The 22,012-nt window shown below is 70.2% G+C and carries 25 protein-coding genes; 16 read left to right on the forward strand and 9 right to left on the reverse strand.

Annotated elements, in window-relative coordinates:
- Positions 1-53: 53 nt before the first annotated feature.
- The 8 genes from EJC51_RS22520 to EJC51_RS22555 all read left to right on the forward strand — a co-directional run bounded on the left by EJC51_RS22520 (position 54) and on the right by EJC51_RS22555 (position 7,559).
- Positions 54-1,907 carry a sensor histidine kinase gene (locus EJC51_RS22520; protein WP_126272755.1) on the forward strand — a complete coding sequence of 618 codons (1,854 nt, stop codon included), beginning with the start codon at positions 54-56 and terminating at the stop codon, positions 1,905-1,907.
- Positions 1,904-2,311 (forward strand): roadblock/LC7 domain-containing protein, encoded by a 408-nt coding sequence (locus EJC51_RS22525; RefSeq protein WP_079306837.1) that lies wholly within the window; start codon positions 1,904-1,906, stop codon positions 2,309-2,311. The genes EJC51_RS22520 and EJC51_RS22525 overlap by 4 nt, the downstream gene beginning before the upstream one ends.
- Positions 2,308-2,655 (forward strand): DUF742 domain-containing protein, encoded by a 348-nt coding sequence (locus EJC51_RS22530; protein WP_126272756.1) that lies wholly within the window; start codon positions 2,308-2,310, stop codon positions 2,653-2,655. Before EJC51_RS22525 ends, EJC51_RS22530 begins: the two co-directional genes overlap by 4 nt.
- Complete coding sequence (locus tag EJC51_RS22535) at positions 2,636-3,289, forward strand: GTP-binding protein (RefSeq protein WP_208870732.1); 654 nt, start codon at positions 2,636-2,638, stop codon at positions 3,287-3,289. The genes EJC51_RS22530 and EJC51_RS22535 overlap by 20 nt, the downstream gene beginning before the upstream one ends.
- Positions 3,286-4,491, forward strand: coding sequence for a cytochrome P450 (locus tag EJC51_RS22540; RefSeq protein WP_126272757.1), 1,206 nt, complete (start codon positions 3,286-3,288; stop codon positions 4,489-4,491). The genes EJC51_RS22535 and EJC51_RS22540 overlap by 4 nt, the downstream gene beginning before the upstream one ends.
- Positions 4,492-4,564: 73 nt before the next feature.
- The gene (locus EJC51_RS22545; protein WP_126272758.1) at positions 4,565-5,785 is read left to right on the forward strand and encodes a cytochrome P450 family protein; all 1,221 of its coding nucleotides are present in this window, start codon (positions 4,565-4,567) and stop codon (positions 5,783-5,785) included.
- Between the two features lie 97 nt (positions 5,786-5,882).
- On the forward strand, positions 5,883-7,001 hold the full coding sequence (gene serC, locus EJC51_RS22550) for a phosphoserine transaminase (RefSeq protein ID WP_126272759.1): 1,119 nt from the start codon (positions 5,883-5,885) through the stop codon (positions 6,999-7,001).
- A gap of 84 nt (positions 7,002-7,085) precedes the next feature.
- On the forward strand, positions 7,086-7,559 hold the full coding sequence (locus tag EJC51_RS22555) for a hypothetical protein (protein WP_126272760.1): 474 nt from the start codon (positions 7,086-7,088) through the stop codon (positions 7,557-7,559).
- Between the two features lie 58 nt (positions 7,560-7,617).
- Here the strand turns inward: EJC51_RS22555 and EJC51_RS22560 are convergent, their stop codons facing one another.
- The gene (locus EJC51_RS22560) at positions 7,618-8,553 is read right to left on the reverse strand and encodes an NADP-dependent oxidoreductase (protein WP_126272761.1); all 936 of its coding nucleotides are present in this window, start codon (positions 8,551-8,553) and stop codon (positions 7,618-7,620) included.
- Between the two features lie 66 nt (positions 8,554-8,619).
- Between EJC51_RS22560 and EJC51_RS22565 the strand changes: the two genes are divergently transcribed.
- On the forward strand, positions 8,620-9,042 hold the full coding sequence (locus EJC51_RS22565) for a winged helix-turn-helix transcriptional regulator (RefSeq protein WP_126272762.1): 423 nt from the start codon (positions 8,620-8,622) through the stop codon (positions 9,040-9,042).
- A 70-nt stretch (positions 9,043-9,112) separates the two neighbouring features.
- Here EJC51_RS22565 and EJC51_RS22570 read toward each other — a convergent pair whose 3' ends face one another.
- From EJC51_RS22570 to EJC51_RS22580, 3 genes are all read right to left on the reverse strand, one after another.
- A complete protein-coding gene (locus tag EJC51_RS22570) occupies positions 9,113-10,717 on the reverse strand; it encodes an alpha/beta hydrolase (RefSeq protein WP_126272763.1) in 1,605 nt (534 codons plus the stop codon).
- 186 nt (positions 10,718-10,903) lie between these two features.
- Positions 10,904-12,418: a cellulase family glycosylhydrolase gene (locus EJC51_RS22575; protein WP_126272764.1), complete on the reverse strand. Its 1,515-nt coding sequence runs from the start codon at positions 12,416-12,418 to the stop codon at positions 10,904-10,906.
- 141 nt (positions 12,419-12,559) lie between these two features.
- Positions 12,560-13,555 (reverse strand): WD40 repeat domain-containing protein, encoded by a 996-nt coding sequence (locus EJC51_RS22580; protein WP_126272765.1) that lies wholly within the window; start codon positions 13,553-13,555, stop codon positions 12,560-12,562.
- 95 nt (positions 13,556-13,650) lie between these two features.
- Between EJC51_RS22580 and EJC51_RS22585 the strand changes: the two genes are divergently transcribed.
- Positions 13,651-14,334 (forward strand): SGNH/GDSL hydrolase family protein, encoded by a 684-nt coding sequence (locus EJC51_RS22585; protein ID WP_126272766.1) that lies wholly within the window; start codon positions 13,651-13,653, stop codon positions 14,332-14,334.
- Between the two features lie 88 nt (positions 14,335-14,422).
- On the forward strand, positions 14,423-15,016 hold the full coding sequence (locus EJC51_RS22590; RefSeq protein WP_126272767.1) for a Uma2 family endonuclease: 594 nt from the start codon (positions 14,423-14,425) through the stop codon (positions 15,014-15,016).
- Here the strand turns inward: EJC51_RS22590 and EJC51_RS22595 are convergent.
- A complete protein-coding gene (locus EJC51_RS22595; RefSeq protein ID WP_126272768.1) occupies positions 14,988-15,416 on the reverse strand; it encodes a hypothetical protein in 429 nt (142 codons plus the stop codon). The genes EJC51_RS22590 and EJC51_RS22595 overlap by 29 nt on opposite strands.
- 50 nt (positions 15,417-15,466) lie before the next feature.
- Between EJC51_RS22595 and EJC51_RS22600 the strand changes: the two genes are divergently transcribed.
- Both EJC51_RS22600 and EJC51_RS22605 read left to right on the forward strand, forming a co-directional pair.
- Complete coding sequence (locus EJC51_RS22600; RefSeq protein WP_341870731.1) at positions 15,467-16,309, forward strand: helix-turn-helix domain-containing protein; 843 nt, start codon at positions 15,467-15,469, stop codon at positions 16,307-16,309.
- Positions 16,306-16,488, forward strand: coding sequence for a DUF397 domain-containing protein (locus tag EJC51_RS22605; RefSeq protein WP_126272769.1), 183 nt, complete (start codon positions 16,306-16,308; stop codon positions 16,486-16,488). Before EJC51_RS22600 ends, EJC51_RS22605 begins: the two co-directional genes overlap by 4 nt.
- On the opposite strand, the gene EJC51_RS22610 is transcribed toward EJC51_RS22605, so the two are convergent.
- A complete protein-coding gene (locus tag EJC51_RS22610) occupies positions 16,485-17,420 on the reverse strand; it encodes a nuclear transport factor 2 family protein (protein WP_126272770.1) in 936 nt (311 codons plus the stop codon). The two genes, EJC51_RS22605 and EJC51_RS22610, sit on opposite strands and share 4 nt — an antisense overlap.
- 165 nt (positions 17,421-17,585) lie before the next feature.
- Between EJC51_RS22610 and EJC51_RS22615 the strand changes: the two genes are divergently transcribed.
- Entirely contained in the window at positions 17,586-18,578 is a 993-nt protein-coding gene (locus tag EJC51_RS22615) for an aldo/keto reductase (protein ID WP_126272771.1), read from the forward strand.
- Between the two features lie 129 nt (positions 18,579-18,707).
- On the opposite strand, the gene thpR is transcribed toward EJC51_RS22615, so the two are convergent.
- Complete coding sequence (gene thpR / locus EJC51_RS22620; RefSeq protein WP_126272772.1) at positions 18,708-19,280, reverse strand: RNA 2',3'-cyclic phosphodiesterase; 573 nt, start codon at positions 19,278-19,280, stop codon at positions 18,708-18,710.
- A 34-nt stretch (positions 19,281-19,314) separates the two neighbouring features.
- Here thpR and EJC51_RS22625 point away from each other — a divergent pair, with 34 nt between their 5' ends.
- Entirely contained in the window at positions 19,315-19,836 is a 522-nt protein-coding gene (locus tag EJC51_RS22625) for a GNAT family N-acetyltransferase (protein ID WP_126272773.1), read from the forward strand.
- Between the two features lie 23 nt (positions 19,837-19,859).
- On the opposite strand, the gene EJC51_RS22630 is transcribed toward EJC51_RS22625, so the two are convergent.
- Positions 19,860-21,209: an MFS transporter gene (locus EJC51_RS22630; protein ID WP_341870656.1), complete on the reverse strand. Its 1,350-nt coding sequence runs from the start codon at positions 21,207-21,209 to the stop codon at positions 19,860-19,862.
- A 24-nt stretch (positions 21,210-21,233) separates the two neighbouring features.
- Positions 21,234-21,671, reverse strand: a complete 438-nt coding sequence (locus tag EJC51_RS22635) for a MarR family winged helix-turn-helix transcriptional regulator (protein WP_030043600.1) — start codon at positions 21,669-21,671, stop codon at positions 21,234-21,236.
- Between the two features lie 145 nt (positions 21,672-21,816).
- On the opposite strand from EJC51_RS22635, the gene EJC51_RS22640 reads away from it, so the two are divergent.
- Complete coding sequence (locus EJC51_RS22640; RefSeq protein ID WP_079083374.1) at positions 21,817-22,005, forward strand: ribbon-helix-helix protein, CopG family; 189 nt, start codon at positions 21,817-21,819, stop codon at positions 22,003-22,005.
- Positions 22,006-22,012: the final 7 nt, after the last annotated feature.

Genomic DNA, 22,012 nt, shown 5'->3' on the forward strand with positions numbered 1-22,012 from the left:
GCGTCGCTTCTCGCCCAGGAATGCACAGCGGCCCCCTACCGAGGACCCGACTCATGACCGCCCCAAACCTGCCCGGCGAACGCCCCACCGCCCGCGCCCTCCTGACCGCCCCGCTGCTCACCGCCGTGCTCGCCGCGCTCGCGGTCACCGGCGCGGTGGCCCGGGCGCCGGAGTCGGTACGCATCCCGCTCGCCCTCGGTGCCGGTGCGGGCGCGCTGCTGCTGACCGCGGCCGTCGCCGTGGCCGCCCACGCCACGCAGAACGCCCGGATCACCCGCCGCCGCCTCGAAGCCGTCACCCTCGACGCCGGGCGGCTGCTCCAGGACCGGGCCCGGCAGAGCGCGGAGTTCGACCAGGAGCGCGTGCAGCTGACCGAGGAGCTGACCCACGAGCGGGCCCGGCACGCCACCGAACTCACCCGGGAACGCGCCCGGCTCACCGCCGAGTTGGAGGAGCAGCGGGCCCGCCTCACCGCCGCGAACGCCCGCCTCACCGAGCGCGCCCGCCGCGCCGAGCAGGAGCGGTCCACCGCCCTGTCGGCCACCGCCAACGCGGCCGGCCGCATGCAGGCCCTGGCCACCGGCATGCTCGCCGACCTGCGCGCCATGGAGGAACGGCACGACGACGAGGACGTCCTCGCCGACCTCCTCCACCTCGACCACCGCACCGCCCAGGCGGGCCGCCTCGCCGACTCCGTCGCCGTCCTCACCGGCGCCCGCTCCGGCCGCCGTTGGGCCCGCCCCATCGCCATGGAGTCGATCCTGCGCGGCGCGATGGGCCGCATCAGCGGCTACCGGCGGGTGCGGGTGCACTCCGCCTGCGAGGCCGCCGTCGCCGGGCACGCCGCCGAAGGCGTGATGCACGCGCTCGCCGAACTCCTCGACAACGCGGCGAACTTCTCCCCGCCGACCGCCGAGGTCCACGTGTACGTCGAGGAGGTCCCGGCCGGGGTCATCGTCTCCGTCGAGGACAGCGGCCTCGTCATGGGCGAGACCCAACTCCGGCGCGCCGAACGGGCGGTGTCGGGCGACGACGCCGAACTCGGCGGCCTCACCGGCACCCGTCTCGGCCTCGCGGTCGTGGGCCGCCTGTCCCGCAAGTACGGCCTCACGGTCTCCTTCCGCCCCTCGGCCCGCGGCGGCACCGGCGTCCTGATGCTCGTACCCCAGGACATCCTCGTACCGGAGCAGCCGGCCCCGCGCCCGCACGGGGCGCGGACGCTTCCGCAGGTGGAGAGTGCGGCGGCCGAAGGTGCGGGGGCGGGTACGGCCGTACGGGCCGACACCACGCCGGCCGGGCCGGCCCCGGGCACGGAGGCGGACCCGGCCCCGGACGCGCCGTCCACCCCGGCCCCCGACCCCGTTCCCACCCACGAGTCCCCCGACCACAGCGCCGCCACCCTTCCCGACGACCTGCCCACGGGCCGGTCCGAAGGCTGGCCGGAAGGACGGCCGGAAGGCCGCCCCGAAGGGCTTCCCGACGGCCTTCCCAAGCGCCGCCGGGGCCGCGCCCTCGCCGCGGCCGAGCGGGAGCAGCGGGAGCGGGTACGCGCGCGTGCCGCCGAAACGGCCAGGACCGCCGGGACCGCGAGGACCACCGGCACCATCGGAACCGGCGGTTCCACCAACGCCTCCGGTGCCACCGGTGCCCCTGGCGCACTCGGCGCCGGCGCACCCACCGGCCACGCCAGGCCCACCGAATCCGCCGGCCACACCAGGCCCACCCGTTCCACCGGTCCCGCCGACGACACCCCCGCCCGAGCCATCCGCTTCAGCAGCTTCCGGCAAGCCGTACGCGGCACCCTCACCGACCAGAGCGACCCCGCCACTCCGGCGCCCGCGGAGACCCCCGAACCGGCCACCCCGGCCCACACCCACCCCACCCCGGAAGGCGACCCCACGTCATGACCGGCACGACCACCGCCGACGAGAAGCTCACCTGGCTCATCGAGGGCCTGCTGGAGCGCACCCCGGGCGCGCGGCACGCGCTCGTCCTCTCTCGGGACGGGCTGAAGTTGTGCCGCACGCCGGAGCTCACCGTCGACCAGGCCGACCAGCTCGCCGCGATCGCCGCCGGCATCCAGGCCCTGTCGCAGGGCGCGTCCGTGGAGTTCGGGGACGGCACCGGCGGCGTACGGTCGGCGATGACCGAGTTCTACGGCGGTGTCCTGTTCATCGTGGAGGCCGGCGAGGGCGCTCATCTGGCCGTCGTCACCACCGAGGACGCCGACGCCGGTCTCGTCGGGCACAACATGAGCGAGCTCGTCGAGCAGCTCGGCGCCCATCTGACCGCGCAGCCCCGGACGTCATGAGCCGCCCCGGCAGGGACGACTCACCCGACCGTCTGTACACCCTCACCGGTGGCCGCGCGCACGCCACTCCGGACAGCCCCTTCGACCTGGTGACGCTCGTGGTCGCCGAGTGCGATCCGACCCCCGGCATGCAGTCGGAGCACGCGGCGATCCTGAAGCTGACCCAACTGCCGACGGCTGTCGTCGAGTTGGCGGCCGAGCTGAAGCTGCCGGTGAGCATCACCAAGATCCTGCTCGGCGACCTGCTCACGTCGGGCCGCGTCAGCGCCCGCCACCCCCGCAAGGCCGCTGTCCCCGACCCCGACGTCCTGGAACAGGTGCTCGTTGGACTCCGCAACCTCTGAGGCAGCCGTGGAGGCAGCCGCCCGCACCCCGCTGGGTGCCACCGCCGACAACGGCCTCAAGATCGTCGTCGTCGGCGGTTTCGGCGTCGGCAAGACCACCCTCGTCCGCTCGGTCAGCGAGATACGTCCCCTCAACACCGAGGAGACGATGACCCGGACCGGCGAGCACATCGACGACATCAGCGAGGTCCGGGGCAAGTCGGCGACCACCGTCGCCTTCGACTTCGGCCGCATCACGCTCGACGCCCGCAATGTGCTGTACCTGTTCGGCGCGCCCGGCCAGGAACGGTTCTGGTTCCTGTGGGACCGGCTGTTCTCCGGGACGCTCGGCGCGGTCGTACTCGTCGACACCCGCCGTATCGACGACAGTTGGTACGCCATCGACCGGCTCGAACACCACGGCACGCCGTTCGTCGTGGCCTGCAACGACTTCGGCGGCCCGGCCTACGCCCCGGGCCGGATCCGCGACGCCCTCGACCTCGATCCGCAGGTCCCGCTGCTCGACTGCGACGCCCGCTCCCGGGCCTCGGGCAAGCAGGTCCTGATCACCCTGGTCGAGCACGTCCGGGACACGTACGCCGGCCACCCCCACACTCCCCACTCCCCCGTACCCGAACAGGAGTTGACGCGGTGACCGCCCCCGTACCCCTCAGCGGCCCCAGGTTCCAGACCGAACCGGCGCGGCTGTACCGGGAGATGCGGCGCGACCACGGTGCCGTCACCCCGGTCGTGCTCGACGGCGACATCCCGGCGTGGCTGGTGCTCGGCTACCGCGAGCTGCACCAGGTCACCGGCGATCCGGTGCTGTTCAGCCGGGACTCCGAGCTGTGGAACCAGTGGGACCGCATCCCCGACGACTGGCCGCTGCTGCCGATGATCGGCCGCAAGCAGCCGTCGATCCTCTACACGGTCGGCGAACGGCACCGCGAGCGGGCGGCGATGATCAGCGAGGCGCTGGAGGCGGTGAGCCCGTCCGAACTGCGGGCCTACGCCGAGACGTTCGCCGACGAGCTGATCGACGCGGTGTGCGCCGAGGGCGAGACGGACATCGTCGGCAACTACGCGATGCTGCTGCCGGTACGGGTCCTGGCCCGGCTGTACGGCTTCTCCGACGAGCAGGGTCCGGGCCTGGTCACCGCCCTCAACGACATGATCGACGGGCGGGAGCGGGCCCTCGCGGGCCAGACGCACCTCGCCGGCTCCATGTTCCAGCTCCTCGCCGACCGGCGCGCCGAACCGGCCGACGACGTGGTCTCCCGGATGCTCGCCCACCGCGGCGGGTTCACGGACGAGGAGATCGCCCAGGACCTGATGGTGATGATGGCGGCGGGACACCAGCCGACCGCCGACTGGATCGGCAACTCGCTGCGGCTGATGCTGACCGACGAACGGTTCGCGGCCTCCCTGTTCGGCGGCCGCAACAGTGTCGCCGACGCCATGAACGAGGTCCTGTGGGAGGACACGCCGACCCAGAACGTGGCCGGTCGCTGGGCGTCCCGCGACACCCAGCTCGGCGGGCGCCGGGTCCGCGCCGGCGACCTGCTGCTGCTCGGCCTCCAGGGCGCCAACTCCGATCCGCAGGTGCGCACCGACGGCTCCACGCTCACCGGCGGCAACAGCGCCCACTTCTCCTTCGGACACGGCGAGCACCGGTGCCCGTTCCCCGCGCAGGAGGTCGCCGAGGTCATCGCGCGGACCGGCATCGAGGTCGTCCTGGACCGCCTGCCCGACATCGACCTCGCGGTCCCCGCCGACTCCCTGACGCGCCGCCCCTCACCGTGGCTGCGGGGGCTGACCGCACTGCCGGTCCGCTTCACGCCGGTGCCGGCCCGCTGAGCCCCACGCCGGTCCGCCGCACGCCGGTGCCCGCGCTCTGACACCTACGTCCTCTTTCTCTTTGGAGACCCCTATGACCACTGACCTGGAACAGACGCGCATAGCCCTCGACCCGTTCGTCACCGACCTGGACGGCGAGAGCGCGCGGCTGCGGGAGGCCGGTCCGCTGGCCGCCGTGGAGCTGCCCGGCGGGGTGCCCGTCTGGGCGGTCACGCACCACGCCGAGGCGAAGGCGCTGCTGACCGACCCGCGGCTGGTGAAGGACATCAACGTGTGGGGCGCCTGGCAGCGCGGGGAGATCCCCGCGGACTGGCCGCTGATCGGCCTGGCCAACCCGGGCCGCTCCATGCTGACCGTCGACGGCGCCGACCACCGCCGGATGCGCACGCTGGTCGCGCAGGCGCTGACGCCGCGCCGGGTGGAGGAGATGCGGGAGCGGATCACGGCGCTGACCGAGAAGCTGCTCGACGGCCTGGAGGGCGACACCGTCGACCTCAAGGCGGCCTTCGCCTACCCCCTCCCCATGTACGTCATCGCCGACCTCATGGGCCTGGCCGAGGAGAAGCTGCCCCGTCTGAAGGAGCTGTTCGAGAAGTTCTTCTCGACGCAGACGCCGCCGGAGGAGGTCGTCGCCACGCTGATGGAGCTGGCGGGCATCATGGCGGAGACGGTGGCCGCCAAGCGCGCCGAGCCCGGCGACGACCTCACCTCGGCCCTCATCCAGGCCTCCGAGAACGGCGACCACCTCACCGACGAGGAGATCGTCTCCACGCTCCAGCTGATGGTCGCGGCGGGCCACGAGACGACGATCTCCCTCATCGTCAACGCGGTGGTCCAGCTCTCACTCCACCCGGTCCAGCGCGCCCTGGTCCTGGCGGGTGAGGTCGACTGGTCCTCGGTGGTCGAGGAAACGCTTCGCCACTCCACTCCCACCTCCCACGTCCTGATCCGCTTCGCGACGGAGGACGTCCAGGTCGGCGACAAGGTCCTCCCGGCGGGCGACGCGCTGATCGTGTCGTACGCCGCGATCGGCCGCGACGAGCAGGCCCACGGCCCCACGGCGGGCGAGTTCGACATCACCCGCACCTCCCCCAACCGCCACATCAGCTTCGGCCACGGCCCGCACGTCTGCCCGGGAGCGGCGCTGTCCCGGCTGGAGGCGGGCGTGGCCCTGCCGGCCCTGTACGCCCGCTTCCCGGCCCTCGACCTGGCGGTCCCGGCGACGGAGCTGCGCAACAAGCCGGTGGTGACGCAGAACGACCTGTTCGAGCTGCCGGTCCGGCTGACCCCGTAACCCTTCGTCGATACGCACCGTTCCACGAGCCGGTGCCGTCGTCTCATCGAACGGACACGTTTCCGTGCGGTTTCTCCGAGGCGATACGCTCCGGCTCGTGGCTGAGATCCAGATTCCCGCTGACATCAAGCCCGCCGACGGACGTTTCGGCGCGGGCCCCTCCAAGGTGCGTGTCGAGGCGCTGGACGCCCTCGCCGCGACCGGTACCTCCCTGCTCGGCACCTCCCACCGCCAGGCTCCGGTCAAGAACCTGGTCGGCAAGGTGCGCGAGGGGATCTCCGAGCTGTTCTCCCTCCCCGAGGGCTACGAGGTGATCCTCGGCAACGGCGGCTCCACCGCGTTCTGGGACGTCGCGACCCACGGTCTGATCGAGAACAAGTCGCAGCACCTGAACTTCGGCGAGTTCAGCTCGAAGTTCGCCAAGGCGGCCAAGCTCGCTCCCTGGCTGGCCGAGCCGACCGTCATCGCCTCCGACCCGGGCACGCACCCGGAGCCGCAGGCCGAGGCGGGCGTCGACGTGTACGCGTTCACGCACAACGAGACCTCCACCGGTGTCGCCGCCCCGATCCAGCGCGTGGCCGGTGCCGACGAGGGCGCGCTCGTCCTCGTGGACGCCACCTCCGGCGCCGGCGGCCTCCCGGTCGACATCGCCGAGACCGACGTCTACTACTTCGCCCCGCAGAAGTCCTTCGCCTCCGACGGCGGCCTGTGGATCGGCGTCTTCTCCCCGGCCGCGATCGAGCGCGCCGAGCGCATCCACGCGTCCGGCCGCCATGTGCCCGAGTTCTTCTCGCTGCCCACGGCGATCGACAACTCCCGCAAGAACCAGACGTACAACACCCCGGCCCTCGCCACCCTGTTCCTGCTGAACCAGCAGCTGGAGTGGATCAACGGCCAGGGCGGCCTGGCATGGTCGACGGCCCGCACGAAGGACTCCTCCACGCGCCTGTACAGCTGGGCGGAGGAGAGCAAGCACGCGACCCCGTTCGTCGCCGACGCCGCCAAGCGCTCGCAGGTCATCGGCACGATCGACTTCTCCGACGACATCGACGCGGCCGCGATCGCCAAGGTTCTGCGCGCCAACGGCATCGTCGACACCGAGCCCTACCGCAAGCTCGGCCGCAACCAGCTGCGCGTCGCGATGTTCCCGGCGATCGACCCGGCGGACGTCGAGGCGCTGACGAAGTGCATCGACTACGTGATCGAGAAGCTGTAACTCACGGGTAAAATCCCGTAGTTGCGTAACTTGTTGCAGGGCCCTGTCGGTGACAGGGCCCTGTTCACCGGGTACGGCTGGGGCATGAACAGACCGATACCGGGCACCGTGCAGATCGCGGTGCGCCACATCCTCAGCGACCACACGACCGGCGTGATGACCAGGACCCGCAGGATCACCTGGCAGGACACCCCGTACCGGGTCCGCCGGCCGGCATCGGGCAAGCACACCGTGGAACTGACCTGCTCCGCGTGCGACGCGGCCGTCCGGGCCGAGGTCCGCGACGAGGCCGCCACCCGCCGGACCACCGGCATCCTGCGGACCCTTGCCGCACTGTCCGTGCTCGTCCTCGTCATGGCCTTCGGTTACGCCGTCCACGAAGGCGGCAAGACGCTGCCCGAGGGCCAGTCGCTACCGGTCCTGTTCCCCATCAGCATCATCGCGATCGCCCTCGCGATCTTCGCCGCACCCATGTTCTTCGTCACGAGCCTCCGCTACACCGGCGTCAGCAAGCTCGACGCCCCCAAGCTCCACGGCATCATGCCGGTGCGCAACTGACCGCCGGCACACCCCCGCCCCGGGCGTCCGGTGTGGACCCGGGCGCTCTCATCCCTGCTCACGGCACCAGCACGAGCTTCCCGGTCGTCCGCTTCTCCTCGATCGCCCGGTGTGCCGCCGCGGCCTCCGCCAGCGGGTAGCTCCGCTCGACCGTCACCCGCAGCCGCCCCGCCTCGATCCGCTCGGTGATCTCCGACAGCAGCTCGCCCGAGGGGTCGGCCGTCACCCACACATAACGCAACCCGCGCTCGGCCGCCCGCTGTTCGTCGACCCCCGGGTCGATCGCCGCCCCCACGAGCAGCCCGCCCGGCCGCAGCACCTCCAGCGACCGCGCCCCGTACGCACCCCCGACCAGGTCCAGCACCACCTCCACCGGCGCGACCGCGTCCCGGAAGTCCACGGCCGTGTAGTCGATCACCTCGTCGGCGCCGAGCTCCCGCAGCCACGCGTGCTTGGCCTCCCGCGCCGTGCCGATGACGTACGCGCCCAGTTCCTTGGCCAGCTGCACCGCGACGTGCCCGACCCCGCCCGCCGCCGCATGGATCAGCACCCGGTCGCCGGGCCGCACACCGGCCAGCACGGACAGGGCCGTCCAGGCGGTCACGGAGACCAGCGGCACGGCGGCCGCCTGCGCCAGCTCCAGGTTCTTGGGCTTCGGCGCCAGCACGGCGGCCGGTACGGCGGTGTACTCGGCGTACGCCCCGCGCGGCGAGAGCGGCAGCAGCCCGTACACCTCGTCCCCCACCGCGAACCGGCTCACCCCGGGGCCGACGCCCGCCACGACCCCGGCGACGTCGTTCCCCGGCGTCCACGGCAGGCTCACCAGCTCCGGCACCCGCCCGGACCGCAGCACCGTGTCCCCGGGGTTCACCCCGGCACCCCCGACCCGCACCAGCACCTCCCCGGGCCCGGGCTCGGGCACGTCGGTCTCGGCGTAGGTGAGCACCTCGGGGCCGCCGAACGCGGACTGGACGATGGCATGCATACGGTTCATGCGCTCATCCTCGGCCGCCGCAATCCCCGCGCGGAAGACGGCACTTGTCTGATATCGAGGTTCCTCATGGATACCGGCTTCGACCTCAGAGAACACGGCGGCGTGGACGTCTTCCTGCGCGACTGCCCGACCCGCGCCGTGCTGGAGGTGATCGCGAGCAAGTGGACCATGCTGGTGCTGGTGGCCCTGGAGGACGGCCGCCCGATGCGCTTCACCGAACTGCGCCGCCGCCTCGACGGCGTGACCCAGAAGGTGCTGACCGCGACCCTGCGCTCCCTGGAACGCGAGGGCCTGCTGGCCCGCGAGGTGTACCCGACGGTGCCGCCCCGCGTGGAGTACCGACTCACCGTCCTGGGAAGGGAGGTGGGGGCCCTGATCCAGCACATCACCGACTGGTCGCAGGCCAACATCGACACCATCCGGGCCGCCCGCCGCCAGTTCGACGAACGCGCCGCGGAGAGCCAGGACCCCGGTCCCGTACGACGGTGAGGGCGCCCGGTGTGCACCGGGCGCCCTGTTCGTTCCGTCCTGCTTCAGTGCTGCTTCGGCGCTTGTCGGTTCAGCCGCGGAAGCCGAGGAGATCGTGCAGGCCGGCCCCGCTCGGCGCCGTGGCCGGCTGGCCGGCGGTCGCCGCGGACATCGCCGAGGCCGGGGCCTCCGGCTTGGGGTCGGGGGTCTTCTTGCAGACCGCGTCGGCCACACCGCTGCCACGCGGCACCGTGCCGTCGGTGAGGTACTTCACCAGGTACTTGTCGAGGCAGGCGTTGCCGCTCAGCGAGATGCCGTGGTTGCCGCCGCCCTGCTCCACGACCAGGCTGGAGTGCTTGAGCAGACGGTGGACGTTGACACCGCCCTGGTAGGGGGTGGCCGCGTCGTCCGTCGCCTGGAACAGCAGCACCGGAGGCAGCTTGCTGTTGGCGACGTTCACCGGCTTCAGGGTCTTCGTGGGCCAGAACGCGCACGGCGCGTTGTACCAGGCGTTGTTCCAGGCCATGAACGGGGCCTTGGCGTACACCTTCCAGTTGTCCTTCTGCCACTGCTTCCAGTCGCGCGGCCAGGAGACGTCACGGCACTGCACGGCGGTGTAGACGCTGTAGCCGTTGTCACCGGAGGCGTCGATGGCCGCGATGTTCTCGTACGCGTTGACCAGCGGGGCGGTCTTCTTGTCGTTCACGTAGGACGCGAACGCCTTGGCCAGCGTGGGCCAGTAGCCGTTGTAGTACCCGCCCGGGATGAAGATGTCCTCCAGCTCGGAGGCGCCCACCTTGCCGCCGGCCGGCGTCTTGGCGAGTTCCGCCCGCATCGCGTACCACTTGGCCTCGATCTTGGCCGGGTCGGTGCCGAGCTTGTACGTGGAGTCGTACTTGGCGATCCACGCCATGAGCGCCTTGTGCCGGGCGTCGAAGGCGTAGTCCTGCGAGATGTTGGCGTCGTACCAGACCCCGTCGGGGTCGACGATGGAGTCCAGCACCAGGCGGCGCACCCGGTTCGGGAAGAGCTTGCCGTAGACCTGGCCCAGGTAGGTGCCGTACGAGTAGCCGAAGTAGTTGATCTTCGACGCGCCGAGCGCCTTGCGGATCGAGTCCATGTCCTTCACGGCGCTGATCGTGTTGATGTACGGCAACACGTCCTTGTACTTGGTGCCGCAGGCCTTGGCGAAGGACTTGGCGCGCGTGAGGTTGGCCTTCTCGATCGCGGCCGTGCCGGGCACGGAGTCCGGGCGGACCGGGTTGAAGTAGCCCGGCGCGCAGTCCAGGGCGGGCTTGCTCTTGCCGACGCCGCGCGGGTCGAAGCCGATGACGTCGTACTGGCTCGCGACCTGCTTGGGGAGCGCGGAGGCGACGAAGCCGGCGAGGGTCAGGCCGCTGCCGCCGGGGCCGCCGGGGTTGACCAGAAGGGGGCCCTGGTAGTGCTGCGCGGTGTGCGGCACGCGGGACAGGGCGAGGGTTATCTTCCGCCCCGCCGGCTTGGCGTAGTTCAGGGGCACCTTCACCGACGCGCACTGGAGGGTCGGGTAGTCGTCCGTGCCGCACTTCTTCCAGGTGAGGCCGGACGCCTGCGCGGAGCGCGAGGACTGCGAGGCGTCGGCCTGGGCCGGGACGGCGGTGAGCGAGCCGGCGAGGACGACGGTCGCACCGCACAGCACGGCTGTACTTCTTCTCATGAAGGTCCTTCAGAGCATGGGGGGCTGGGCAGAGATCGGAAGGATGGCGGTCCAGGCGCGATCTTTTCGGAAAAGCGTGCCGACGGAGAACATCCCGACCGAAAATTTGAACCAGCTGTGATCCGGCGGCCCCGCCCCGTGGACGACACGGAGGGGCGCCCGGCCGGGTGCCGGGCGCCCCCTCGCTCAGGTCGCCGTGCAGCTCACCGTCGGCACGCTCCCGCCTCCCGGCGCCCCGCCGAACCCGAGGGTCGCCGAACCGCCCGCGGCCACCGCCCCGTTGTGCGCGGCGTTCGTGGCGGTCACGGTCGCCCCGGACTGCGTGTACGACGCGTTCCACATGTTCGTGACCTTCTGCGACCCGCTCCAGGTCCAGGTCACCTTCCATGAACTGATCGCGGTCGTCCCGGTGTTGGTCACCTTCACCTCGGCGTTGAAGCCGCCGCCCCAGTCGCTGGTGACGGTGTAGGCGGCGGTGCAGGCGGCTCCGGGCCCGCCCGGACCGCCGGGGCCGCCCGGACCGCCGCCGTTCGACGGGAAGCCCGGCGCCTTGATGCTCGCCAGGTAGCCGTCCTTCACCGCGTCCACCGACTGCCAGTCGTCCTTCAGGATCCCGCCGGTGTCACCGGAGTTGGGGTTCCAGGACCAGAAGGTCCAGTGGAAGGAGTCCGAGCCGTACGTCGACGTCGGCCGCAGATAGTCCACGAGCGCCGCCAGCCACTTCTGGTCGACGGTCGACTGGAGCGTCGTGCCGAACTCGCCCACCCACACGGGCGCGATGTTCTGCTTGAAGATGTAACCCCAGTACTTGTCCCAGATCCCCGGCATGTTCGCGGGGAAGGACGGGTCGCTGAACCAGCTCTGCTGGGCCACGCTCGTGGCGTAGTCGTGGGCGGAGTAGACGACCCGGTTGGCGACGCTCAGGTTCACCGGGTACTGGGCGACGCCCATCAGGTTGCCGCCCCACCAGCCGGAGACGCCGTTGAAGGTCTGCACGCCCTCGACGAAGATCAGCAGGTCCGGGTTGACGGAGAGGACCGCGTTGCCGGCCCGCTGGGCGGCCAGCCGCCAGTCGGTCGCCGTGTCGCCGCAGCCCCAGCAGGCGGGGTCGTGCGGCTCGTTGTGCAGGTCGATGCCTACGACGGTGTCCTGGCCGAGGTAACGGGTCGCCAGCGCCTTCAGGTTGGCGATCCACGTCGACTCGGGGACCGCGGCGGTGTACCAGAGCGCCGACTGCCCCGCGGAGTCCGGGCGGTGCCGGTCGAGGATGACCTTGAGGCCGTCCTGTCCGGCGTACGCCACGATCTTGTCCAGCACGCCCAGAGAGCTGAGCCCCTGGAGGTCGGCGTTCTTGCCGCTGCTGAAGTCGATGCTGTTGGGGACGGTCCCGGACTTGAAGATGTCGTCGCTGAACGGGATGCGGAGGGTGTTGTAGCCCAGCGATTTCATCTGGTCGATCATGGACTTGTAGTCGCGGGACCAGAGACCGTGGACGACGTGGTTGCTGGTCTCGAAGCCGAACCAGTTGATCCCGGCGACCCGGACCGCCTGGCCGTTGGCGTCCAGGATCTGGCGCCCGCTGGTGTGCCAGTACCCGGCACCGGCGGCGGCCTCGGCCGCCTGCGCCGAGGGGCTGACGCCGACCAGGAGCGGGATCAGAAGCGCCGCCGCGCACAACGCTCTTCGCAAGGTGCGGAACATGTCGCTGCCTTCTCTAGGGGGGCGCGGGCCCGGAACGTGATGGGAGCGCTCCCATCACCCGCTCCCCCCATGGAAGTCAGGTCACATGAACACGTCAAGACACATGACGTCACCGGCTGAACTTCAAGGCCGGCGGGCAGGTCAGCGCCGGGGCCGCAGCAGCCTCCGGAACCCGAAGACGACGGCGACGACGGCCGCGACGGCGAGGGCGCCGACCTTGACGGTGCCGTTGCCGCCGCCGTCCCCGCCGCCCCCCTGGGCGGAACTCCCGCCCCCGGAAGCCGAACCGGAGGACCCGCCACCGCCCCCCGGCGCGTCCTGCGCCACCACTTCGCTGCCCTCGCCCTCGCTGCCGAGCATGAGCTTGGTGCCGTCGGCGGAGTAGCTGACGGACTCGCCCTGGCCGAGGGGCACGCTCAGCCGCCCCTCCTTCTTCAGGTCGCCGCCGTTCCAGTCGTACCAGATGCCGCCGAAGTACCCGCGTACGGCGAGGCGTCGGCCATCCGGTGAGAAGGCGGCGTCGGTGGCCCAGAGGTCGACGGGCTTGACGGGCCTGAAGACGTTGGTGCCGGAGGTGGAGAGCTTGGCGGGCCCTTCGTAGAGATGCCCGCCGTCCTCCTGCTTGTCGATGATGTAGACGCGCCCGGTCTTGGGGTGGACGATCATCGACTCGGCGTCCCGCGAACCGTCCGTGTACTTCACGACGTACTGCTTGGCGCGGATCGTCTGGTCCTTGAGCTCCTTGGGCTCGGGAAGCTGGTAGATCCAGACGTACGGCCAGCTCACACCATCATTGTCGCCGATGTCGCCGACGTAGATCTGGTTGTCGGGCCCGATGGAGATCGCCTCGACGTCCCGCTGCTGCCCGACCCCGGCGAGGGTGATGCGGGCGACGGTCTTCCCGGTGCCGCTGTCGACGGCGTAGAGGTAACTGCCGGTGTCCTGGTCGTTGTGCGTCCAGTAGATGCCGGGGTGCTGGTGGGAGGCGGCGAGGCCGCTGGACTCGGTGATGCGGGAGTCCTCGATGGTGAAGTCCTGGTCCCCCTTGCCGTCCCCGTCGGCGGCGACGGCGGCGGGGGCCGCGCCCGTGAGAACGAGCAGGGCACAGGCTCCGACGACACCCAGTAGCGCACGCATGCGGTCAAGCTTGCCATCCCAGGAAGGGGAGGCGCGGGCGACCAGGTGGCGACTCTCACACCCCACCTCTCCCCGGGATCGTTCATCATGATCGGATGCTCAGGTTCATGCCCGTCGGCGACTCCATGACGATCGGAAGCGCGGGCGAACACACATGGCGTTACCGGATGTGGCAGCACCTGCGCGACACGTACGGCGGCCCGTTCGCCGTGGTGGGCCCGCGCGAGACCCTGCACGACAAGGCGACGGACGCGCCGACGTCGTACGAGTACGCCGACCCGGACTTCCCCAGCGCGCACCTGGCGGGCTGGGGCGAGGGCTGGCTGCACATGGCCCCGCTGATCGGCGAGGCGGTGCGGACCTGCCGGGCCAATGTGCTGCTCGTCTCGCTCGGCCTGATCGACCTGGGCTTCTACACGAACGCGGAGCAGACGGCGGAGAACGCGCGTGACTTCATCGCGGCGGCGCGGGAGGCGAACCCGCGCGTTCGCATGGTCGTGCTTCCCGTGCTCCGCAACGTCCGCGTCGAGGAGGACACCGACTTCGCCGCGCAGGTCACCCGCTTCAATGAGCTGCTCGCGAAGGTGGTGGCCGACCTCGACGAGCCGCGCTCGCCGCTGTTGCTGGCGTCGCCGCCGGAGTCGTACGACTTCACGATCGACACGTACGACGGGACGCATCCGAACGCGAGCGGTGAGCACAAGATCGCGGAGGCGTTCGCGGAGGCGATGTACCAGGCGTGGGGCTGGGGACAGACGTACGAGGCCGGAACAGACTGACTGAATATCGGCGCACCCCGATCACCGTGCGTATCGTTGTACCGCGCGGCTGCACCTGTCCGTGGGGCGGCCGGGGAGGAGCGCCACGATGACCGTCCTTGAAGACAGGATCGAGATGGCCGACGCCGACGCCAACACAGCGCGCTTGGACGAGTGGTTCGAGCGGCTGGAGCGGATGCCCGTCCCCGAGGGATACAAGGTCGAGATCGTCGGGGGCAACGTCCATATGACGCCGCAGCGGAGCGCTCACTGGGAGATCATTCGCGGGTTCCTTTGGGCTCTTGAGGACCGGTTCGGCAGGGGGGTCAAGGTGTTCTCGGACGTCCGCATCGACTTCCCGGGCCACGAGAACGGCTTCTGCCCGGATATCGCCCTGCTCAAGGACTCCGCGAAACAGGACGACACGGGTCACTGGCGCTGGCAGGACGTCGTGTTCGTCGCCGAGGTCATCTCCAAGGGCACGGCCGCCAACGATTACGGTCCGAAGAGGTTGGCCTACGCGGAGGCGGAGGTCCCCCTGTACGTGATCGCCGATCCCTACCAGGGACGGTGCCACGTCTACACCGACCCTAAGCAGGGCGACTACGCCGAGCCCACGAAGGTCGACTTCGGCACCGACCTCGACCTGACCGGCACCGTCGTCGACCTCGTTCTCAAGACCGACGAGTTCCCTCGGGACTGAGCCCGCACCCGACCTCCCACAGCAGTTCCCCGTCCACGAACGGCACCCCTGCCGACGGCACCGACCGCCACCCCAGTGGCCAGGTGACCCCGGTCAGCGCGGGTACGCCCACGTAGGCCATGGCACCGTGACTGCGCGTCAACACCCGTACGCCCGGCGGCCATGCATAGGCTCCGCCGGTTTGCGGGGGCAACAGGAAGTACATGTTCCGGTCGCCCGTGGCCTCGGTGACGATCGGCCCCGCCTCGAAGTCGGTACAGCGCAGCAGCTCGGAGGCGACGCGCTCGGCCAGCGGCCCGCGCATGCGTACGGCGTCGAAGTGCACGCCGGCGAGCCGCAGGGCGTGACCGGCGTCGGGAATCCAGAGCGGGATCCAGGGGGCGTCGATTCTCTCGTTCATGCCGCAAATCGTTGCGGGCGCTCACATACTGTGACCAGGGGTTGGCAAGGGTGGTGCAGGGCTGTGCACTTGGGGAGGCGGTTGTGCACTCCGGTGATCGCGGGTCGGAGACGTTCGGGGCGCTGTTGAGGTTCTTCCGCGAGCGGGCGGGGATGACTCAGGAGGCCCTCGGAAAGCACGTCGGGTACTCCAAGTCACAGGTGGCGATGGTGGAGCGCGGGGAGCGGTCGCCCAAGGGGCAGTTGGTGGAGATCGCCGACCAAGTGCTCGGTGCACAAGGTGCACTGGCGGTACTGGCCGAGAAGGAGTTCGGGAAGGGCGGGCTCCGCCCGTGGACCGAGGACTATCTGGCGGAGGAGAAGAAGGCCGCCGCGCTGCATGTGTACCAGACCCATCTGATTCCGGGTTCGCTACAGACGGAGGCATACGCGCGGGCGGTCATCACCTGCAACTGCTACCCGACCCTGGAGGACAAGGAGATCGAGAAGCAGGTGACGACCCGGCTTCAGCGGCAGCAACTCTTCGCCCGGAAGCCCCCGCCCAACGTCAGCTACGTGCTCGAAGAAAGCACGCTGACACGCCCCTTGGGCGGCCCGGCGGCCCTCAAGGAGCAGCTCCACCACATCCTCGCCATCGGCCAACTCCGCCATGTCGAGATCCAGGTGATGCCACACGACCGGCAAGTACACGCCGGTCTGAACGGCAGCATGATCCTTCTGGAGACGGAAGAACGCCGCCAACTCGCCTACGTTGAGGGACATCGAGGCGGCTACTTCGTCAGCGAACAGCCTGACCTGGGAGACCTGCTCGGGAAATATGGCACGCTGCGAGCGCAGGCTCTCAACCCCGAGGAGTCGGCAACGCTGATCGAAGAGGTGGCAGGGAAGCTATGAGCACGGACCTCGTCTGGTTCAAGAGCAGCTACAGCGGCAGCGAAGGCGAGTGCCTCGAAATAGCCGTAGCCCCCACCACCATCCACATCCGCGACTCAAAAACCCCCGCCACCCCCACCACCCCGACCCTCCAGGTGACCCCCGCCACCTGGAAGGCCTTCCTCAACACCCTGCTCTAGAACATCCCGTTGTCGTTCGCGGAGCTCTCCGGAACATCCTGGATCACATCCCAGTGCTCCACGATCTTCCCGCCCCGCACCCGGAACAGATCCACGATCGCCTGCCCCCGCTCCCCCGGCGCCGGCACGTAGTGACTGTGGACGGCGACCAGGTCCCCCTCGGCGATGACCCGCTTGGGCTCCACCTTCAGCTGCGGGAACGCCTTGAAGTACGCGCCCAGGCCTGACTTGACGCCCGCCACACCATCCGCGATCCCGGGGTTGTGCTGGTGGTACTCGGTGCCCCAGTATCGGTCGATCGCCGACAGGTCCTTCTTCACCAGCAGTTGGTCAAAGGCGGCAGTCACCAGCTTCTTGTTGTACCCCGTGAGGAACCCCGGCCCCGGCCATTCCGTCCGCGGCCAACTCACCGTCGAGAACATGTCGTTGCCGTTCACCGAGGACTCCGGCACCGCCTGTCCCACATCCCAGTGCTCGGCGATCTTCCCGCCCTGGAAGCGGAAGATGTCGAAGACGGCGGAGCCCCGCGCGCCCGGCGTCAGGACGACGTTCGAGTGCACCAGGACGAGGTCGCCCTCGGAGATCACCCGCTTGATGTCGTACTCGGCGTCGGGGAACTGCTGGTGGACCGAAACCGCCAGCCCCTTCAGCGTCTCCGCACCGTCCGGCGCGAGCGGGTTGTGCTGGATGTAGTCCGGCCGTACGAAACGGTCGACGATCGCGGTGTCCCCGCGCTCGAACACGCCCTTGAGGACACGGACGGCAACGTCCTTCTGGTAGCCGAGGCGGGCGGGATCGCCAGGGGCGCCGTAACCGGCGTGACCCGCCGACGCGACGTGCGGCGCCGCGAGGGCCGGAACAGCTGCGGCACCCAGCATGGCGGTGGAGGCGACGAAGGCGACAACGGCCCGGCGGACGGAGGTGGGGGGCATACGACACTCCGGGAATAGATATTGAAAGTTCAAGCTGACACTTCCCACAGGAAAGCACTAACCAACAGTTAGCGTCAACCCCCAAGGGCCACACGTGCCCAACGCACCCAACGCACCCCAACTGCCCTTGCCTAGAGCGCACTCCACGTCGTTGGCTAAGAAGTCATGAAGTACACGCAGCTCGGACGCACGGGACTCAAGGTCAGCCGGCTCGTCCTCGGCACCATGAACTTCGGCCCGCAGACGGACGAAGCCGACAGCCACGCGATCATGGACGCGGCGCTGGACGCGGGCATCAACTTCTTCGACACCGCCAACGTCTACGGCTGGGGCGAGAACAAGGGCCGTACCGAGGAGATCATCGGCACCTGGTTCGCGAAGAACCCCGCCCATCGCGACAAGGTCGTCCTCGCCACCAAGGTCTACGGCAACATGGGCGCCGACGGCGAGGCCTGGCCCAACCACGACAAGCTCTCCGCCGTGAACATCCGGCGGGCCGTCGACGCGTCGCTCAAGCGCCTCCAGACCGACCACATCGACGTCTACCAGTTCCACCACATCGACCGCGCCACCCCCTTCGAGGAGATCTGGCAGGCGATCGACGTCCTGGTCCAGCAGGGCAAGATCCTGTACGCCGGTTCCTCCAACTTCCCCGGCTACAAGATCGCCCAGGCCAACGAGATCGCCGCCCGCCGCGGCGGCACCATCGGCCTCGTCAGCGAGCAGTGCCTCTACAACCTCTTCGAGCGCCGCGCCGAGATGGAGGTCATCCCGGCCGCCCAGGAGTACGGCCTCGGCGTGATCCCCTGGTCGCCGCTGCACGGCGGCATGCTGGGCGGGGTCATCAAGAAGGAGGTCGAGGGCGGCCGACGCTCTTCCGGCCGTACGGCGGAGGCGCTCACCAATCCGGCCGTACGCGCGCAGATCCAGTCGTACGAGGATCTCCTCGACAAGCACGGTCTGGAACCCGGCGAGACGGCCCTGGCCTGGCTCCTGACCCGCCCCGGTGTCACCGGCCCGATCGTCGGCCCGCGCACGGCGGAGCAGCTGGAATCAGCGATCCGGGCCTCGGAACTGGACCTGAGCGAGGAACTCCTGACCGGCCTCGACGAGATCTTCCCGGGTCCGGGGCCGTCCCCGGAGGCCTTCGCCTGGTAGTCACGGGTGAGTGAGGGGCCTCCCGCCCCTCACTTGCCGAGCGCCGCCGCCAGCGCGACAACGCCGAACATCAGCACCAGCACAACGGCCATGATCCGGTTCCGGGTCTTCGGGTCCACGTCCCAGAGCCTAACCGGCCCCTCCGAACCCCCACCGCCCGACCACCTCGTACCGGGGCTGCTCCCCCGGCACCCCCGACCGCGGCAGGCTGCTCCGCACGAGCGCCAGCTCGCCCACCGTCCACGCCCGCCCGGTAAAACCGTCCAGCGCCACCACGTACGGCCGCACGTCCACCTCCGACCGGCTCCGGGCCACGGTCAGATGCGCCTTGTACCGCCGGTGCTCCCCCATGTCGACGCCCGCCTTGCGCCCCGCCGCCTCCGCCCGTTCCGCGAGCAGCCGCAGCGCCGCCATGTCCCCGTCCGCCCCGATCCACAGGGCCCGTCCTCTGCCGAACTGCCCGCCTCGATGCAGGGCCAGCTCGAAAGCCTCCGTACGCCCCGCCGCGCGCTCCAGCCTCGCCGACAGGTCCGGTACGACGTCGTCGTCGACCTCGCCGTAGAAGGCCAGCGTGAAGTGCCAGCCGGGCCGTCCGGTCCAGCGCAGCGCGTCCGCCCCCGGCAGCCGCTGCAACCCGTGCAGCTCGGTGGCCAGTTCCTCGGCCACGTCCTCCGGCGGCAGCACCGCGGCGAAAAGTCTCATGTCCGTCACCTTGGCAAAGATCTACGCTGCCGTCATGGCGATCACCATCAGGAACGGCGACCACGACGACATCCCGGCGATACTCGGCATGCTGGACAGCTGTGTGGAGTGGCTGGCCGCGCAGGGGCGGACCGGGCAGTGGGGGTCGAAGCCGCTGTCGGAGAGCCCGAAGACCGTCGAGTCCGTCACCCGGTACATGGACGACGGCATCACCTACATCGCCGAGGTCGACGGCGTCCCGGCCGCCACCCTCAGCCTCACCGACGCGCCCGGCGCCTATCTGGCCCACCTCCCCGCCCCCGGCGAGCCCGAGCGGTACATCCACTGGCTGGCCTCGGAGCGGCGCTTCAAGGGCCAGGGGGTGGGCAGCGCCCTCATCGAGCACGCGGCCGAGGAGACCCGGCGGGCCGGGGTCGGGCTCCTGCGGGTGGACTGCTACGCGGGCGACGACGGCAAGCTCGTCCGCTACTACGAGGACAACGGCTTCCGCCGCGTCGAGGCCTTCACGGTCGGGGAGCAGCGGTGGCCCGGGCAGCTGCTGGCCCGGAGGGTCTGACACCCCCCGGGCCGGTACGACACCTACGCCGCCGGCGCCAGCTGCTCCTGTGCCTGGCGCGGCACGAAGCGGACCTGCGGGTGGCCGCGGTGCCAGCCGACCGACAGCCGCAGGTTGCCGACCCTGGCGAGGACCAGCCCGATGACGACCGCGGCGCCCGCGGCGATCGCGCCGCCGGCCGCCAGGCCCGCCCGGACGCCGTACGCGTCGGTGATCCAGCCGGCGATCGGTGCGCCGAGCGGGGCGCCGCCCATGAACACCATCATGTAGAGGGACATCACCCGGCCGCGCATGGCCGGGTCGGTGCCCAGCTGGACGCTGCTGTTGGCGGTGACGTTGACCGTCATGCCGAACATGCCGATCGGCATCATCAGCAGGGCGAACAGCCACAGGGACGGGGCGAGGGACGCCACCATCTCCAGCGTGCCGAAGGCCACCGCGCCCACCACCAGCACCCGCATCCGGGCGGTGCCGCGGCGGGCGGCGAGCAGGGCGCCCGCGAGGGAGCCGACCGCCATGACGGTGTTGAAGAGGCTGTAGGAGCCGGCGCCCGCGTGGAAGACGTCGTCGGCGAAGGCCGACAGGTACACGGGGAAGTTGAAGCCGAAGGTCGACACGAAGCCGACCAGCACGATCGTCCAGATCAGGTCCGGGCGGCCCGCGACGTACTGGAGCCCTTCCCGCAGCTGGCCCTTGCCGCGCGGGGCGCGCCGCACGACGTGCAGCTCGCGGGCGCGCATCAGGAGCAGGCCGGTGATCGGGGCGATGAAGCTCAGGCCGTTCGCCAGGAACGCCCAGCCCGTGCCGACGCCGGTGATCATCAGGCCCGCGACGGCGGGGCCGATCAGGCGGGCCGACTGGAAGTTCGCGGAGTTGAGGCTGACGGCGTTCTGGAGCTGGTCGGGGCCGACCATCTCGGAGACGAAGGTCTGCCGGGCCGGGTTGTCGACGACCGTGGCGAGGCCGACGGCGAAGGCCGCCAGGTAGACGTGCCAGACCTCGACGTGGCCGGTCAGGGTCAGGAAGGCGAGTGCCAGGCCGGTGAGGGCCATCGCGGACTGGGTGACCAGGAGGGTGGGGCGCTTGGGCAGCCGGTCGACGAGGACGCCGCCGTAGAGGCCGAACAGGAGCATCGGCAGGAACTGGAGTGCCGTCGTGACCCCGACGGCGGTCGCGGAGCCGGTGAGGCTGAGGACGAGCCAGTCCTGGGCGATGCGCTGCATCCAGGTGCCGGTGTTGGAGACGACCTGCCCCAGGAAGAACAGGCGGTAGTTGCGGTTCCTGAGTGAGCCGAACATCGAGGACTTGCCAGGGTCCTCAAGGATCGGGGTGGACGGTGCGGGGGCGGAGTCTGCTCCGGGTCCCGTACTCAAAAGGGTTCGCCTCCTCGGTGTGGCTTACAGGTGTGCGAGCTTCTCCAGCACGGGGGCGGCGGCGCGCAGTTTCGCCCACTCGTCCTCGTCGAGTCCGTCGACCAGGGTGGCCAGGAAGGCGTTGCGCTTGGCGCGGCTCTCGGCGAGCATCGCCTCCGCCTGCTCCGTCTTCGTGACGACCTTCTGGCGGCGGTCCTCGGGGTGCGGCTCCAGCCGGACGAGTCCCTTGGCCTCCAGCAGCGCCACGATGCGGGTCATCGACGGCGGCTGTACGTGCTCCTTACGGGCGAGCTCACCGGGGGTGGCCTTGCCGCAGAGGGAGAGGGTGCCCAGGACCGACATCTCGGTCGGGCTCAGCGACTCGTCGACCCGCTGGTGCTTCAGGCGGCGCGACAGTCGCATCACGGCGGAGCGTAGGGAGTTCACGGCGGCAGCGTCGTCGCCATGCGTAAGGTCCGGCATCTCCTTAGCGTAACTCATTACTCTCGCTAAACAAGCTGGCGCGCGCGAGGATTCCCGTGAGCCTGGCCACTGAAACCGGACCTTCACCCGTACGAGTGAGACGGCAGCGGAAAGTGAACGGCGTCCGGATCGGCCCGCGACCCTCGTGTTCATGGGGACCAGCGTGCTCAGCCTGCGGATAGACGGGGAGCTGCTCGACCGGCTCCGGGACCATGCGGCCAAAAGGGGAATGAGCGTCCAGGACTATGTGATCCGGACGCTCATTCGGGACGACTTCGACGAGCGGTTCCAGACCGCCGTCGAGGAGACGGAGAAGTTCTACGGCCTCACGTGAGGCCTGT

Origin of the sequence: Streptomyces aquilus (genome assembly GCF_003955715.1) — a bacterium.
GTDB lineage: Bacteria > Actinomycetota > Actinomycetes > Streptomycetales > Streptomycetaceae > Streptomyces > Streptomyces aquilus.

Coding starts and splice junctions, on each gene's coding strand:
- EJC51_RS22530 (WP_126272756.1), top strand. CDS start 2,308: ATGAGCCGCCCCGGCAGGGACGACTCACCCGACCGTCTGTACACCCTC.
- EJC51_RS22585 (WP_126272766.1), top strand. CDS start 13,651: ATGCTCAGGTTCATGCCCGTCGGCGACTCCATGACGATCGGAAGCGCG.
- EJC51_RS22595 (WP_126272768.1), bottom strand. CDS start 15,416: ATGAACGAGAGAATCGACGCCCCCTGGATCCCGCTCTGGATTCCCGAC.
- EJC51_RS22605 (WP_126272769.1), top strand. CDS start 16,306: ATGAGCACGGACCTCGTCTGGTTCAAGAGCAGCTACAGCGGCAGCGAA.
- EJC51_RS22575 (WP_126272764.1), bottom strand. CDS start 12,418: ATGTTCCGCACCTTGCGAAGAGCGTTGTGCGCGGCGGCGCTTCTGATC.
- EJC51_RS22520 (WP_126272755.1), top strand. CDS start 54: ATGACCGCCCCAAACCTGCCCGGCGAACGCCCCACCGCCCGCGCCCTC.
- EJC51_RS22615 (WP_126272771.1), top strand. CDS start 17,586: ATGAAGTACACGCAGCTCGGACGCACGGGACTCAAGGTCAGCCGGCTC.
- EJC51_RS22580 (WP_126272765.1), bottom strand. CDS start 13,555: ATGCGTGCGCTACTGGGTGTCGTCGGAGCCTGTGCCCTGCTCGTTCTC.
- EJC51_RS22565 (WP_126272762.1), top strand. CDS start 8,620: ATGGATACCGGCTTCGACCTCAGAGAACACGGCGGCGTGGACGTCTTC.
- EJC51_RS22610 (WP_126272770.1), bottom strand. CDS start 17,420: ATGCCCCCCACCTCCGTCCGCCGGGCCGTTGTCGCCTTCGTCGCCTCC.
- EJC51_RS22590 (WP_126272767.1), top strand. CDS start 14,423: ATGACCGTCCTTGAAGACAGGATCGAGATGGCCGACGCCGACGCCAAC.
- EJC51_RS22560 (WP_126272761.1), bottom strand. CDS start 8,553: ATGAACCGTATGCATGCCATCGTCCAGTCCGCGTTCGGCGGCCCCGAG.
- EJC51_RS22635 (WP_030043600.1), bottom strand. CDS start 21,671: ATGCCGGACCTTACGCATGGCGACGACGCTGCCGCCGTGAACTCCCTA.
- EJC51_RS22570 (WP_126272763.1), bottom strand. CDS start 10,717: ATGAGAAGAAGTACAGCCGTGCTGTGCGGTGCGACCGTCGTCCTCGCC.
- EJC51_RS22545 (WP_126272758.1), top strand. CDS start 4,565: ATGACCACTGACCTGGAACAGACGCGCATAGCCCTCGACCCGTTCGTC.
- EJC51_RS22525 (WP_079306837.1), top strand. CDS start 1,904: ATGACCGGCACGACCACCGCCGACGAGAAGCTCACCTGGCTCATCGAG.
- EJC51_RS22625 (WP_126272773.1), top strand. CDS start 19,315: ATGGCGATCACCATCAGGAACGGCGACCACGACGACATCCCGGCGATA.
- thpR (WP_126272772.1), bottom strand. CDS start 19,280: ATGAGACTTTTCGCCGCGGTGCTGCCGCCGGAGGACGTGGCCGAGGAA.
- EJC51_RS22555 (WP_126272760.1), top strand. CDS start 7,086: ATGAACAGACCGATACCGGGCACCGTGCAGATCGCGGTGCGCCACATC.